Raw genomic sequence first — 15,025 nt, forward strand, 5'->3', positions numbered from 1 at the left:
ATGACAGCAGCCACTCATACCGACCTTCAAATCAGCAACACCGGCCGCTTAAAACATGCTTTTGCCACGGCGCTGGCGATTGATGTGGCGCGCATTAGCGATGATTTAGCTTATAACAGCATCGCCGAATGGGATTCGACCGCCCATATGCTGCTGATTGCTGAACTGGAAAATTGTTTTAATCTGATGCTGGATACCGACGACATTATCGATATGAGCTCGGTGCAAATGGCCAAAACCATTCTGAGCAAACACGGCGTGGTGTTTGAGCATATCACCACTGATCCCGCAGGTTCCGATTAATGGGTGCGGCAGCCGACTTTGACACGCCAATAAGCCTCGTCACCGGCGCCAGCCGTGGCATTGGTGCGGCAGTGGCACTGCGGTTGGCGGCGTCAGGTCATCATGTGCTGTTAACCGCCCGTAATGAGCTTGGATTATCCGTCATCGCTGAACAATGCCGTAAGGCCGGTGCGGCTTCAGCGACCGTGCTGCCATGCGACTTAACTGATCAAGCCGCAGTGCTGCAAATGTTTAATCAAATCAAACAACAACATCAACGATTAGATCATCTGGTCAATGCCGCCGGCATGATGCAGGACAGCATGCTGGGCATGACCAGGCTCGCTGATCTACAGGCATTATTTTCGCTGAATGTCAGCGCCAGTTATCAGTGTTGTCAGCTGGCCGCGCGGCTGATGTCACGACAAAAATCAGGAAATATCGTTAATTTAGCATCGAAAGTTGGCGAAAGTGGTGCTATTGGCCAATCCGCCTATGCTGCCAGTAAAGCGGCGGTGTCGGGACTCACCAAAGCATTGGCCAAAGAGCTGGGGGCACTCGGAATTCGGGTGAATGCCGTGGCGCCTGGTTTTATTGAAACAGATCTCACGGCGCATTACAGCAACGATCAAAAACAACAGCTGTGCCAGCAAATCAGCCTTGGCCGCACCGGTCAGGCCGATGAAGTCGCTGCTTTGGTGCAGTTTTTATGTTCAAAAAACGCCAGTTATATCAGCGGCCAAATCATCGCGATTGATGGTGGTTTTAGCCTATGAGCGACCCGAAGCCGACAGACATGATCGACGATGTGCTAACTCAGGCACAGCAAGCATTGCAGGAACAACAACCGTTGCAGCGCCGGCGCCATTTTGCCCGCCAGCTCGAGCAGTTTGGTGATGCCACTGCATTAATCCTGAATGACGGCCAGCACATTAGCTACCAGACGCTGGCACAATTGGCCGACCATTTTGCGCAAAACTTTGTCCGATTTGATGTCTGGCCACATCAGATTTGCGCGCTGCAATGCCGCAATAATTTAACTTCAGTCGTCGCTTATTTAAGTTGTCTGCGCCATCAACGGCCCTTATTGCTGCTGGATCCAGCACTTCCCGTCGCTCAGCTCGACGAACTGACCAAGCGTTTGGAAATTGCGGCGCTGATTAATGAACAAGGCGAAATGACCCGCATTAGTTCTTCAGCCTTTCGGGCAAGAGCTGATTTAGCCTTATTACTCAGCACTTCAGGCAGCACCGGTAGTCCAAAATCGGTGATGCTATCGCAAGTGAATCTGCAGGCGAATGCACTTTCTATCAGTCAATATTTACCCATGCTCGACACCGATGCCGCCATCACCGCCTTGCCGTTGCATTATTCCTATGGCTTGTCGGTGTTGAACAGCCATTTATTGCTGGGCGCCAAAATAGTCCTGACCGATTATTCAGTGATGAACAAAGAATTCTGGCAACTGGTCAATCAGCAGCAGGTGACCAGCCTGGCCGGTGTGCCCTTTAGCTATCAAATGTTAAAAACCTTACGCTTTGAACGGTTACCACTACCGGCTTTACGTTACCTGACCCAGGCCGGTGGCAAGTTAACCTCCGAGCTCACCAGTTACCTGCAGCAGCTCAGTCAGCAGCGGCCCATTCCGATTTATCTGATGTACGGCCAAACCGAAGCCACCGCCCGCATCGCTTATCTGGCACCCGAATATCTGCCCAACCATGCCGATTGTATTGGCCATGCCATTCCGGGCGGCGAATTGCTGCTGCGCGAGCCGCAGGATCGTTCACTGATTGAAAAAGCGCTGACTGCCGGTGAGCTTTGTTATCGCGGCGCCAATGTGATGCTGGGTTATGCCACCAATTCCGCTGAACTGCGCACCACGCAGCAGCTCGAAGAACTGGCGACCGGCGATCTGGCCGAGCGATTGCCGAATGGTCTGTATCGGATTGTTGGCCGGTTAAACCGGATGCTAAAACTGCAGGGTAAACGCTGGACGCTGGATCATCTGGAAGCCACGTTTAGCAGTCAGGGCTTCAAAGTCGTTTGTACCGGCCGCGACGATTTACTCGTGGTCGGAGCCATTGACCCTAACGCCGCGTCAAAAGCACCGGCGCACATCAGCAATTATTTACAGCAGCAACTGCATCTGCACCCAACATTATTTAAAGTTCTGTTATTACGCGATATTCCGTATACCAGCAGCGGCAAAATTCACTATCAGGCCATTTTTAACTTAGCCAGCGGAGGCAATAGCGATGCAGCTGGCTGATGAACTGCCATATGCCCTGATTGCCACTGATAAAACACCACGGTTGCTGGCAGAGCTGCAGGCGCTGACGTTATGGCATCAGCAGCAATGTCCGGCCTATCAGCAGTTAGTGACCGCGCAGTGGCCAGATTTTGCCGTGAATGCTGCCGGCAATCACCACAGCGTCGACCATCTGGCGCAACTGCCCTATCTCGCCGTACGTTTATTTAAACAGCTGGAACTTCGTTCTGTTGCCACTGAAGCGGTGTTTAAAACCTTATATTCCAGCGGCACCACCGGTACTCCATCCAGAATTTTTCTTGATCGCGACAGCGCCGCTGTGCAATCGAAAATTCTGGTCAAAATCATGCAACATTGGCTGGGTAAAGCCCGTTTGCCGATGTTAATCCTGGACCATCCGGGTGTGGTTAGCGATCGCAGCAGTTTTTCTGCCCGTGGCGCTGGCATTCAGGGCCTGAGTTTTATGGGGCGCAACCATTGTTACGCCTTGAACGCCGATATGAGTCTGAATTGGCCGGCGCTTGAGCAATTTGTTGAAACCTATGGTGATGGGCCCGTGTTGTTATTTGGTTTTACCTTTATGGTCTGGCAACATTTGCTGCAGGCATTAAAGCAAAGTGGCCGTCGAATTCATTTGCCAGAAGGTATTTTGCTGCATAGCGGCGGCTGGAAAAAACTCGAAGATCAAGCCGTGAGTAATCAGCAGTTTAAGCAAACGGTGGCCGAACTTACTGGCGTTTCCCGCGTGCACAATTTTTACGGCATGGTCGAGCAAATCGGCGCTATTTTTGTCGAATGTAGCAGCGGTCATCTGCACTGCCCGGTCTATGCTGATGTACTGGTGCGCCGCCCCGGCAGCTGGCAACTGGCAGATATCGGCGAAACCGGCGTGTTGCAGCTGCTATCGACCTTACCCCGCAGCTATCCAGGGCATAGTTTGTTGACCGAAGACAGAGCGCAACTGCTCGGCGAAGACAATTGCAGTTGTGGTTTAGCGGGTAAATACTTCCGTATTCTGGGGCGTTTGCCACAGGCTGAAGCGCGGGGTTGCAGTGATACTTTTGCCCCGGCTATTCAGCGCAAAGCTATGCCTGAACTCCAGTCAGGCGTTCAGGCAGAAACTCAGACAGGAGGTGCACTATGAGTTTTACCGTGCTAAATCCTGCCACTGAAACAGCGGTGCTGCGCATTCCTTTTGCACCAGAAGATTTCGCCTATTGTCAGGCTTTATCGGAAGCACTACTCAAGGATCCGCAAAGCCGTGATTATCCGGATTTAATCGCGCTTGGATTCTGGTTACGCCAGGCAAATTTAAAACCGCTGTTGGCACAATATCAACAAACCGATTTTTTCCGCCATCCGTTAGGCCTGGTCTTTCATAGCGCCCCGGCTAACGTCGACAGTTTATTTGTCTATTCAGGTATTTTAAGTTTGCTCTGCGGCAACCAAAACGTCATTCGACTGTCCAGTCGCAGTGGTGGCAGCACGGCTATATTGATAGATAAACTCCGTTACCTCGCTAGCGAATTTCCGGCACAAAATGCCCGTTTTCAGTTAATCCAATGCAGTTATGACAGCCCACAATTAACAGCACTGATTGCAGAGGTCGATAGCCGCGTATTGTGGGGTTCAGACCAAGCTATTCAGGCGCAGCGCCAATTAGTGATGCCAGCACACGCCCGCGAACTGAGTTTTGGTCATAAGTTTTCGTTGTGCTTATTGGATGCTGAAGCATTATTGAAGGCCGATGAGACGCAATTCCAGCAACTGCTGCAGCTGTTTTATCGCGACCAACTGACCTTTTCCCAGCAAGGTTGTTCTTCTGCTAAAGCCGTGCTTTGGCTTGGCGATACCGCTCAAGTACAACAAGCCCAGCTGCGGTTCTGGCCAGCTTTCACCGGGCTGGTGGCGCAAAAACAACCGCTCAATGCCAGCGAGCAATATCAGGCACTCGCCAATGCACAGCAGCTAATCATGAGTAGTGAAACTCAGCTGACATTGACCCAGCAACAAACAATTTCCCGGATTAAAGTTACCCAGTTGGAACCAATATTTACCCAACAGCATCAAGGCTGTGGTTTGTTTCTGGAATTACCACTCACCGACTTACAGCTGCTAAACCCAATGCTAACCCAGGCACATCAGACATTAACGGTGTGGGGTGTGGATGCAATGCAGCTGAAAAACTGGCTGAGTTCCGTGCACACAGGCCTTGACCGGGTGATGCCAGTTGGTCAGGCACTGAGTTTTAGTCCGGACTGGGATGGCGTGAATTTGATTGAGCAGTTTAGCCGCAAGGTGGTTTGTTTGTTGTAAATTTACTACGACTACCAGACGATTACCGTCGTTAGCTGAATAAAGTCTCAGTATCCGCAGCTGGATACCGCAGGTTCAGGTGAACAAATGCCGAGGAAGGCTGAATATTCCGACAAAAATGCATTGTTGGTCATGAAAGAACAAATTAGGTGTAAATTAATTTCAGCCGTGGACGATAACCTTGATAGGTCATGTCTCTGACCTTATCCGTATTCTGAATCAGGAATTTCTATGACAAAGACAGTATATGTTGGCATGAGTGCCGATTTAGTTCACCCAGGGCATCTGAATATCCTGCAAAAAGCGGCCGAACTTGGCAACGTTGTCGTAGGCTTATTAACCGATCAGGCGATTGCCAGTTATAAACGCGTCCCTTTTATGACTTTTGAACAACGTAAAATTGTCATTGAAAATATCAAAGGCGTCACCCAGGTCATCCCACAAACCACACTGGATTACGTTCCTAATCTGGAGCAACTGAAACCTGATTATGTGGTGCACGGCGACGACTGGAAAGATGGCGTTCAGGCCAAAACCAGGCAAAGAGTGATTGATGCATTGGCACAATGGGGCGGTAAACTGGTCGAAGTGCCCTACACGCAGGGGATCTCTTCGACCCGCTTGCATGCCGCCATGAAAGAAATTGGCACTACGCCGGATGTTCGTCTGCGTTCACTGCGTCGGATGTTGGCGGCAAAACCACTGGTCCGTTTTTTAGATATTCACAACGCACTGTCTGGTTTAATTATTGAAAACACAAAAGTAAATACACCACATGGCCCGCAGGAATTTGATGGCATGTGGGGCAGCAGCCTCACCGACTCTACCGCTAAAGGTAAACCTGATATCGAAGCGGTAGACGTATCGTCCCGCATGGTGACCTTAAACGAAGTGCTGGAAGTCACCACCAAACCGATTATTTATGACGGCGACACTGGCGGCAAAACCGAACATTTTGTGTTTACCGTTAAAACCTTGGAGCGCCTTGGGGTGTCGGCGGTGATCATCGAAGATAAAACCGGCCTGAAGAAAAATTCGTTATTTGGCACCGATGTCGAACAAACTCAGGACAGCGTAGAAAACTTCTGTGCCAAAATCCGCGCTGGCAAAAATGCTCAGGCCACCCGTGATTTTATGATTATCGCCCGCATCGAAAGCCTGATTTTAGGCATGGGCGTTGATCACGCGATGCAAAGAGCGGAAGCTTTCCTGGATGCAGGAGCCGATGGCATTATGATCCACAGCCGTGAAAAAACGCCAGATGAAGTGTTTGAATTCTGTAAAAGATACAATCAGCTGGAAAACCGCAAAACCCTGGTGGCCGTGCCATCAAGCTACAACAAAGTAACAGAAAAAGAGCTGACAGAACATGGCGTGAATGTAGTGATTTACGCCAATCAGCTACTGCGCAGTGCATATCCAGCCATGATAAAAACTGCCGAATCGATTCTGACGCATAGCCGTTCGGCTGAAGCCGATGCCGATATGATGCCCATACAGCAAATTCTTGAGTTGATCCCGGGAGGCAAGTAAATGATTAGCCCGGCTGATTTCTCAGCTGAGCTGCATAAGCTTGGCATCCACTTTTTTACCGGCGTACCTGATTCGTTGTTGCAAAGTCTGTGCGCCTATATCGACGATACTTTGCCAGTAGGGCAACACACGATCACCGCCAATGAAGGCAACGCATTAGCCATGGCGGCAGGATATTATCTCGGCACCGGCAAACCTGCTTGTGTTTATATGCAAAATTCCGGATTAGGAAATGTGGTGAATCCACTGACTTCACTGACTGATGCTGAAGTCTATCGCATTCCTGCCTTACTGATTATTGGCTGGCGCGGAGAGCCTGGCGTTAAAGATGAACCACAGCATGTGAAACAAGGCCGGATCACCCCGCAAATGTTGAGCTTGCTGGATGTTCCTGCTTTTAGCCTGCATGCCGAAAGTGACTTTCAAACGGTCCTGGCACAAGCGACAAGCACGATGCTGAATTCACAATGCCCGGTTGCGATCCTGGTGCACAAAGACACTTTTTCTGCCTACAAACCAGTGAAAGTTTCGGAGACGAAAACTCAATTTAGCCGCGAAGCTGCCCTCAAAACATTATTGCAGTTATCCGAAGCTGATACGGCATTCGTTGCCACGACCGGCAAAACCTCCCGTGAACTCTATGAGCTCAGAGCGCAGGCCGGACAATTACAACGCGACTTTTTAACTGTGGGTGCGATGGGCCATGCCAGTTCTATCGCACTGGGCCTGGCATTGGCAAAACCAGAGCAGAAAGTCACCTGCCTCGATGGCGATGGCGCTTTGTTAATGCATCTTGGCGCGGCCGCTATTATTGGTCAAAGTAAGGCGACGAACTTGCTGCATGTGGTGTTGAATAACAGCGCCCACGAATCTGTTGGTGGCCAGCAGACTGTGGCCGGCAAGCTGGATCTTAAGTCAGTCGCACTGGCGTTTGGTTACCAAAATTACTTCCATGCGGCCTCAGCACCAGAATTAGAGATGATTTGGCAGCAATGTGCCACGACGTCAGGGCCGAATATGCTGGAAATCACTATCGCCTGCGGTTCCAGAGCAGATTTAGCCAGACCTAAAAGTACTCCGGAACAAAACAAACAGGCATTTATGGAACATCTTGCTCATGCCGGCAGCTAACATGTGGACCCATCACCAACCGGTACGGATTTGCAGTGGCCCGTTGCAGCAGACGCTCCAACCAGCGCTGCAAATGTTGCTGTCCGCTGAGCAAATTAAAGCGCAAGCAGCGGTGTTGCTTGTCACCACCGCCGGCTTTACCAAACGTGGCATCACAGCGCAACTTGCTGCATGGCTGTTCCCACTACCGCTACTGATTATTGATGAGGTGACTGCCAACCCGGATATCGACAGTATCGACAGCTGGATAAATCAGTATGCAACACAACCGGTTGCCGCAGTGATAGGTTTAGGTGGTGGTAGCGCAATGGACGCTGCTAAAGCGGTGGCGCTGATGCTGACGCTTGCTGAAACAACACCAGCACCTTTAGATCAGCTTTTCAGGGGGAAGAACATCCTTCAGCCAAGCTCCAGGCTGCCGTTACTGTTAATCCCAACCACGGCCGGGACCGGTTCTGAAGTCACGCCTTTTGCCACTATCTGGGATGATAAACAGAAACAAAAGTTTTCGTTAAGTGGCACCGCAGTCTATCCGGATGTGGCGTTGTTGGATGCCAGCCTGACGCTAAGTTTGCCAGCCGACGAAACGCTGTTTTCTGGCCTGGATGCGTTATCACACAGTTTAGAGTCATTGTGGAATAAACACCGCACGCCAATTAGCGAGGCTTATGCCCAGCAAGCGATTGCCCTGCTGGCACGCCATTTTCCCACCGCCTTAATATCACCGTCCGATCTTGCGGCTCGTCAGGCGATGCAAACCGCCAGTTTGTTAGCGGGGCTTGCCATCAGCACTACACGTACCGCGATAGCCCATGCTATTAGTTACCCACTAACCAGTCATTATACAGTGCCACATGGTTTGGCCTGCAGCTTTACACTACCTGCTTTGTTGGAAATGGTGCAAGCTTCGGCCGAATTAAAACATCTGCAACCGACGTTGGGACAAGCAAGTGACTTACTGCGAAAACTGCCTTTATATCAGGCGCTACTGGCAAAAGTTGATTTTACGCAGATTTACAGCCGGACTGATGAGATGTTTCACCCTGATCGGGCTGCCAATTTTATCCTGCCATTCGCAGCACCGGATTTGATCGCGCTGCTACAACGCAGTGAAGTTTTACTTAAAACAGCACCAGTGCCACCAGAGCTGATAGCACTAATAGCGTAAGCAATGCCGTCGAGATGATAAAAGCTGAGCTCAGTGCTGCGGTGACACCTGATGGAAAAGACCGGGTGATACATGAGAACGGAGCCCGGCTTAATTTAGTTGCAGGGATCGCCCATTGTTCGGTCAAAGTCGCTTTAATTTCATGATAATAGGTACTTGCAACCACAATACAGTCGATAGTCTCAATACGGTCTTGCAGCTGTTTGGGGCTAATGACCGGCAACCCGCAAAACCTGCCGCCATGCAGCTTAGTGTTGTTGTCGCAAACTGCCACCACCACAAAAGCCCCGCCCAGATTTGCCAAAGCTTTTTCTCCACCTGAACCTGCGGCAAATATCACTGTCCGCAGCGGTTTTACATAACTGGCGCCTAGCAGATGGTCGTGATATCGATACTTTTTGTAGCCAAATTGCCAGCAGCACGCGGAAAATATCTGACTTACACCATGACGGAATGAACTCAGCGCTGCTGCGCCAGGACGCTGATATTTCAGCAATAATCGGTGCCGCCAGTGCAACTGCTGCCATAGCTCCGTCGCAACGCCTACTTCCACCGCGACAGTCCCAGCTTTTATTGCATGACCATAGTCGAGCCACTGTTGAGTCGTCAGCTGATGCAACCGGAATATGCCAACATCGGCCGGCTGAAACAATGTAGGGTTTTGCAGCCAGGCCGCATACAAGGCCGGCACTGGTAAACTTTTAGGTTGAGGCTGTGCCGGTTTCGCGGTGAAGTTATTACTGTGCCGGCGGTATTTCACCAGCACATCTGGGAAAAAATACAGACCGTCACTGAGTAAAGCCCGGAAATACATCAGATGATCTTCATAAGCAGGCTCGGCTTTTGGCGTACCAAACAGCTGATAGATATCCCGACGATATGCCAAAGCAGCCCCGATAAACGGCAATGGGAAAGGATGTTGTAGATAATCTTGCAGTGCCATGGTCTTTGGCCACAGGTGCGGATCATTCTGCAGTCGATATTGCACGGTGCGGCTTCCGGCAAAAGGTTGCCCAAGCTCGTCAATTTCTTCCAGGCCATGCGCCACCACCGCGGGTCTGCCGCTGGCAAGCCACTCCTCAACAATTCTGCTGACCCGGTTTGTCGCACAAATATCATCCCCGGCCGAGGCGACTATCAGTTCACCTTGCGCCAGGTTTTCCATAATATGAATAAAATGGCGGCCAATTCCGAGGTTCTGTTCATTGCGATTGATTGTCAGTTGATGTGGCCCCTGATACTCTGCAGCAAGGGCCTGAACTATAGTGTATGAATCATCTGCCGATGAATCATCTGAAACTATGATCTGCAGATTGCCATAATCCTGCGCCAGTGCAGCGGTCAGCGCCTGTGCAATAAAGTCTGCTTGCTGATAACAAAACACAAACAACGACACTTTTGGCAATAAATTCATGATCATCCAATTAATTTTGAATTCAGTTCAATAAAAACAACTGCGAGGTCTAACAAACTTTTTTAGTATGCAAACCGGCTTCTTTAAAGCTTTCAAAACTGGATTCCTGCAAATGCGCATAATCAGTGATTTGCATCTGCTGTTTTGGGACCCGCCAGTCGCCGTAAACAAAGGTCAGGTAGGCTTCGCGGTCTTGCGGTACCGGTACTTTTATACCGTTCCAGTCTAACCAGTCTTGAGCATTAAAATGCACGGCTGGCGCATACCACATGCCAAGGCTTGGCATATGCCTGCTCATGCCATCTGATTCCTTCCGGACACTAAAAGACACCACAAAAGGCCTGACCTGCTCTGAATCCCGCCAACGCAGCAATACACTCTGGATTTGCTCAGTCACATCACACAGCACGTCGATTGACCAACCTACCGGCAAATCCAGCTTTGTCAGCTGTGCCTCCAGCCAACCCGAAAACATCGACGCAGTTTCAGCAGTGATGGCAAAATCGACATCATCATCCCAGGGGATCACATCACCATCACGCACCAAACCAAGCAGAGTGCCAAAGTCGACCCATAGCATCAGGTTGTCCTGACGGGCTTGCAAAGTTATCGCGGCAATTAACTGGCGCGCTAACACCATTGTTGGTGCATGTTCAAACGGCCGGATTGCTTTGAGCTGTTCTTTTGCTGGAACCACAACCAGTCCTTCGTTGATATGAAGGTCGTCAATCAGCTGCTTTTTGACATCAGCCACCCACTGCGTCGTGATCACAATTTCATCGTAAACCAGCCTGGATAAGGCCTCGACGCCATAAACAGGCACACCTGCATAGTCACTGCCGTGTTTACTGGCATCGTTGTCAATAAAGCCAACAAACTGACACTGCTCCCGCAGATTGTTCATGTAAATTACGGCGCCTGGACCAGCGCCAAATAACAGTGTTCTGCGCATAAAATCGCCTTTAATTAATAATGATCACAGCAAAGCAGTAGTTTACTGCCACACCAGTACCAGAACATAACCGGTCTACAGTGGCAGGGCGAGAGCGTGAGTGTTCGTTTTTTATTCAAGTTGCTAAACAATCGTTCTAGCGAACGGAAAAGACCCGCCCTCGATGTTGTCAGCGTTTTACCTCTTCGCGTTTCATTGTCTTGGTATGCATGCGCAATATTTTTACCTGCACCTTAGGTTCACTTTCGAGTTTGTATTGTTTTTTAGTACTTGTGCTTCATTTGTCGCACCATAAATCGCCAATAATTATTATCTTTTTTTAGTTTAAATGTTAGCATTTGAGGACTTTTTTCGAAAAAAGTCAAACCCCAAAAAAAACCAAGTCAATTCATTACAAGTATCAATCTAGGAGAGAATTCTATGAAAAAAAACATAGTGACTGTTTTGCTTTTTGTAAGTGCAGCTTTTTTACCAAAGACGCATGCTGGGACCGCTATAATCCCGAACTATCATATATGGGATGGTGGAGGAAAATCTTGCTTTAACATCTCTAATGTGTCCACTACCAGTGCTTTGGTTAATGTACAGTTGTTTAATCGTACAGGCGCTCCATTTAACGGAAGCGTTGCTTCGAAATATATCATTGACCAGATAGGTATTCCTTTTACCTTAGAGCCAAAAAAAACAGCCTTCTTTTGTCTCACCTCTGGAGGCGGTACGTCTCCAGGTTATGGTGTAATCGAAAGTCAGGCACTTGAACCAGCCGCAGGTCAGGTATTCTTGGTAGCTCATGGGTATTATTCAAGTGCAGTTCCAAACACATCGCAAGCCTTTAGTATTCCGATCAATGGTGGATTACCATTCTAACGTAAGCGTAATATCAACCACCTATCAGTATGGTTGTTGTTCCGATCAGTAAAGCAGCAGTTTAGCCAATGCTTCCGGCGTGTTGGCGAACGGCTGCGTTTCAAACAGCTCAGTCAGGTATTTGTATGGTTCGAAGACATTGATTTTGGCGGTTTCGACCATGCAGTAAAGCACGGAGCTGCCAGTGGAGCCGGTTCTGGAGTTGGAAACAGCTAGGCTTTGCGGCCTATAACGAAGGGTTTTACAGTGCGCTCGGCACGTTGTTGTCGATATTGAGTCGGCCATCTTAGAGATATCTGATGAGCTTCGGCCAATGGTTTTGGTTGTAGTTGATGGCTTTGCCGACCAGACTTTCTTTGGGAATGGTGTCTTTGGATTTTTCCAGCCATTCCAACAGTTGCTGAAGCAGAGGTACTGCAACTAACTGACGTTGTTGCTGTTTAACCTCGAACGATTGGATTTTCAGTTTTATTTCCACCGCATACAACTTCTAGATTTGGTTAGTCGCCCAATCCGCTTTGCCGGTTTTGCCTTTCCCTTGAGCCTGCTGCGCTTCGATAAACTTGCGACGCCCCAGCGCCTAGCAACCGGTTAAGGTGGCTGATGTTTGTTCGTAACTGGCATAACTGCTACCTCGAAGCAAATTGCCATGTTTTTTGCACTGTAGTCAGAAAATCCATCACTGTATCGACCGTATCCCTGATAAACGCTGTAACTATGTTGACCATATACAAATGTTGACGTAATTTAATTAGTAAATATCGAGTTGTGCAAGGAGCATTAATTAGCTTATGAAAATCTATCAATGTATTCACACGTACCCAGCTTACTCAGACCAGCTTGATCAAAAATTAGCTAATCTAGCTCCAGGTGAACTCACCTTTGACAATGTCCACAAAATTCTGCTGGCAGACGGTTTTTATGAGTCCTACATCCTTACTCCGCCAGCGGACTCTGGACATGAAGTATTTTTCACTTTATGGAATTATCCCAAACTACAAAAATTATGGGCTGCCGAAAACGGATTGCCAGAAGAAGCACGCTTTCGAGAAATCCGGATTGCCCAAATAAAAAAATTCCAGCCGGATATCATTTTTGATTTCTCTCCTTTTGTAGATGTTAATTTTATAGATGCTCTCCACGAGGTTTATGGAGAGAGCGATATGAAATTTATCTGCTGGAATGCATATATTAAAGAGGAGGTGATGACATTTCCAAAATATCATGCGCACGTATCTCTCCATACCCCATACATTGAACACTGGCGCCAAATGGGCTTGCAAGCCTTTGAATTACAGCCAGGAATTCCTGAACATTGGCCGAAAGCAGATGGTAGAGAACGCGAAATCGATGTTTTATTTTACGGACAGTACCTTAACAATGTATTCAAAAATAGGCGAGGTTTTGTAAGCACTCTTCTTGAGATGAAATCAAAAACAGCACTAAATATTGATGTGCACTTACAAATATCACCAAGCGCCGACACTTCACACATTCAAGATTATCTGGATTTAGTGAAACTGCCTATTTTTTCAAATGAACTCTACAAAAAAATCAGAAACTCAAAGATTGTAGTAAATAACTATACCGACTACAACGGGGACTATAAAAGTAATGCTCGGGTGTTTGAAGCTCTTGGTAACGGCGCCCTTTTATTATCTGAATATGGCGTTTATCCGAGCGGATTAACACCAGGGATAGATTTCCTGACATACAAAGATATTTCGGAGCTACCATCATTAATCGAGAACATTTTAAGCGACTGGGACAATTACAAAATAATCGCGGAAGCAGGAAGAAATAAAGTGAACAACATCTACAGCAGAGAAAAGCACTGGAACTATTTTGAGATTGCAATTAACTCGATTAAATAAAATTGGCATAAGCAATAGTGAAATTTCTTACCGAACAATCACAACATAAAAATTTCAAAAAATTAAACCCATGAAATAAACAATACAATCTGAAATGTAAATCAGAAGTTTAATTGTTTAAATAAGGAATCACATGAAAAAAAATATATTTTTATATGGCGCATCAAGCATGGGTTTAATGTACTTGCCCACCGCGGCAATATTGTATAACGTCCTTGGATTCATCGATGGCGAACCTAATAAAAAAGGTAAGAAACTAGCTGGATTGCCGATTTTTCATATCAGCGAGTTGGCGACACTTACTTTTGATTTAATCGTAATCACAAGTAGTTACCATAAAGAAATATCAGAAAAATTAAAATCTCTCACCCAGAAATCAATTAGTTATGTTTGTGATTGTGAAGATATCTCAACTCTACATAATGAACTAAATCAGTATCGAGTTAAACACCGTCTTGACAGACTAAAAAATGACATACCTTTAATTGATAATATTTCATTAGATAATGAATTAATCAAAGATTGCAAACTCATTGTCAACCGGCGTATGTTACTCCAACTATTGCCAAAAAACGGAGAGGTTGCCGAGCTAGGGGTTGCCCAAGGGCATTTTTCAAAACAAATTCTGGAAATATCGCAACCGAATACTTTGCATCTTGTTGACGTCTGGGCTTCAGAGCGTTACAACGAAGACAATTATATGAACCTTCGAAATGAGCTATCACATCATGGAGAAAAAATTGTATGGCATAGAAATTTGTCTACTGAAGCAGCTAGAGATTTTCTAACACATAGTCTGGACTGGGTATATATCGATACCGACCATAGCTATTTAACAACAAAGCAGGAGTTGTTAGCTTATCAACACGTAATTAAGCCCGGCGGATACATATGTGGACACGATTACACTATGGGTAATTGGGCTGCAGACTATCGTTATGGAGTAATCGAGGCTGTGCATGAATTTTGTGTATCGCAACGGTTTAGACTTGTGTGGCTCACAATGGATCTCCAAGAAGGACAAAGTTTTGCGATTCAAAAGTTGTAAAATTTAATATTTCCAAAAAAGTCAATTACGGATTAATTTGAGAGTATGTAAAATTTTCTGTGTAAGTGGCTGTTTATCATAGCGATACACGGTCACCGTACATGATAATGAACTGATTCATCGCCGGTTTCCAGTCCCTAAGTGGCATTGTCCACTTCTTCGCAATTT

13 protein-coding genes and 1 pseudogene are annotated in these 15,025 nt (G+C 47.5%); 11 read left to right on the forward strand and 3 right to left on the reverse strand.

Going from position 1 to position 15,025, the window contains the following annotated elements:
• The 8 genes from EOE67_RS03840 to EOE67_RS03875 all read left to right on the forward strand — a co-directional run bounded on the left by EOE67_RS03840 (position 1) and on the right by EOE67_RS03875 (position 8,702).
• A complete protein-coding gene (locus EOE67_RS03840) occupies positions 1 to 303 on the forward strand; it encodes an acyl carrier protein (protein ID WP_127697717.1) in 303 nt (100 codons plus the stop codon).
• On the forward strand, positions 303 to 1,058 hold the full coding sequence (locus EOE67_RS03845; RefSeq protein WP_127697718.1) for an SDR family NAD(P)-dependent oxidoreductase: 756 nt from the start codon (positions 303 to 305) through the stop codon (positions 1,056 to 1,058). The genes EOE67_RS03840 and EOE67_RS03845 overlap by 1 nt, the downstream gene beginning before the upstream one ends.
• Positions 1,055 to 2,554, forward strand: coding sequence for an AMP-binding protein (locus tag EOE67_RS03850; RefSeq protein WP_240652707.1), 1,500 nt, complete (start codon positions 1,055 to 1,057; stop codon positions 2,552 to 2,554). The genes EOE67_RS03845 and EOE67_RS03850 overlap by 4 nt, the downstream gene beginning before the upstream one ends.
• The gene (locus EOE67_RS03855; RefSeq protein WP_127697719.1) at positions 2,541 to 3,698 is read left to right on the forward strand and encodes a LuxE/PaaK family acyltransferase; all 1,158 of its coding nucleotides are present in this window, start codon (positions 2,541 to 2,543) and stop codon (positions 3,696 to 3,698) included. Before EOE67_RS03850 ends, EOE67_RS03855 begins: the two co-directional genes overlap by 14 nt.
• Positions 3,695 to 4,870, forward strand: coding sequence for an acyl-CoA reductase (locus tag EOE67_RS03860; RefSeq protein WP_127697720.1), 1,176 nt, complete (start codon positions 3,695 to 3,697; stop codon positions 4,868 to 4,870). The genes EOE67_RS03855 and EOE67_RS03860 overlap by 4 nt, the downstream gene beginning before the upstream one ends.
• A 231-nt stretch (positions 4,871 to 5,101) precedes the next feature.
• On the forward strand, positions 5,102 to 6,403 hold the full coding sequence (gene aepX / locus EOE67_RS03865) for a phosphoenolpyruvate mutase (protein ID WP_127697721.1): 1,302 nt from the start codon (positions 5,102 to 5,104) through the stop codon (positions 6,401 to 6,403).
• Positions 6,404 to 7,534: a phosphonopyruvate decarboxylase gene (gene aepY / locus EOE67_RS03870; RefSeq protein ID WP_127697722.1), complete on the forward strand. Its 1,131-nt coding sequence runs from the start codon at positions 6,404 to 6,406 to the stop codon at positions 7,532 to 7,534. It begins immediately after the preceding gene.
• A 1-nt stretch (position 7,535) separates the two neighbouring features.
• Complete coding sequence (locus tag EOE67_RS03875; RefSeq protein ID WP_164852210.1) at positions 7,536 to 8,702, forward strand: phosphonoacetaldehyde reductase; 1,167 nt, start codon at positions 7,536 to 7,538, stop codon at positions 8,700 to 8,702.
• Here EOE67_RS03875 and EOE67_RS03880 read toward each other — a convergent pair.
• Positions 8,656 to 10,116: a glycosyltransferase gene (locus tag EOE67_RS03880; protein ID WP_164852211.1), complete on the reverse strand. Its 1,461-nt coding sequence runs from the start codon at positions 10,114 to 10,116 to the stop codon at positions 8,656 to 8,658. The genes EOE67_RS03875 and EOE67_RS03880 overlap by 47 nt on opposite strands.
• Before the next feature lie 49 nt (positions 10,117 to 10,165).
• Entirely contained in the window at positions 10,166 to 11,068 is a 903-nt protein-coding gene (locus EOE67_RS03885; protein WP_127697725.1) for a nucleoside-diphosphate sugar epimerase/dehydratase, read from the reverse strand.
• Positions 11,069 to 11,488: 420 nt separating this feature from the next.
• Here EOE67_RS03885 and EOE67_RS03890 point away from each other — a divergent pair, with 420 nt between their 5' ends.
• Positions 11,489 to 11,935 (forward strand): hypothetical protein, encoded by a 447-nt coding sequence (locus EOE67_RS03890; RefSeq protein WP_127697726.1) that lies wholly within the window; start codon positions 11,489 to 11,491, stop codon positions 11,933 to 11,935.
• Between the two features lie 45 nt (positions 11,936 to 11,980).
• Here the strand turns inward: EOE67_RS03890 and EOE67_RS03895 are convergent.
• A pseudogene (locus tag EOE67_RS03895) lies at positions 11,981 to 12,560 on the reverse strand (IS66 family transposase); the annotation flags it as partial.
• Positions 12,561 to 12,726: 166 nt separating this feature from the next.
• Between EOE67_RS03895 and EOE67_RS03900 the strand changes: the two are divergent.
• Together EOE67_RS03900 and EOE67_RS03905 are read left to right on the forward strand one after the other, a co-directional pair.
• Positions 12,727 to 13,809, forward strand: a complete 1,083-nt coding sequence (locus EOE67_RS03900) for a glycosyltransferase family protein (protein ID WP_127697727.1) — start codon at positions 12,727 to 12,729, stop codon at positions 13,807 to 13,809.
• 133 nt (positions 13,810 to 13,942) lie between these two features.
• Complete coding sequence (locus EOE67_RS03905) at positions 13,943 to 14,857, forward strand: class I SAM-dependent methyltransferase (protein ID WP_127697728.1); 915 nt, start codon at positions 13,943 to 13,945, stop codon at positions 14,855 to 14,857.
• Positions 14,858 to 15,025 lie beyond the last annotated feature (168 nt).

It is taken from the genome of Rheinheimera riviphila (assembly GCF_004005945.1).
In the GTDB taxonomy this organism is placed as follows: Bacteria; Pseudomonadota; Gammaproteobacteria; order Enterobacterales; family Alteromonadaceae; genus Pararheinheimera; species Pararheinheimera riviphila.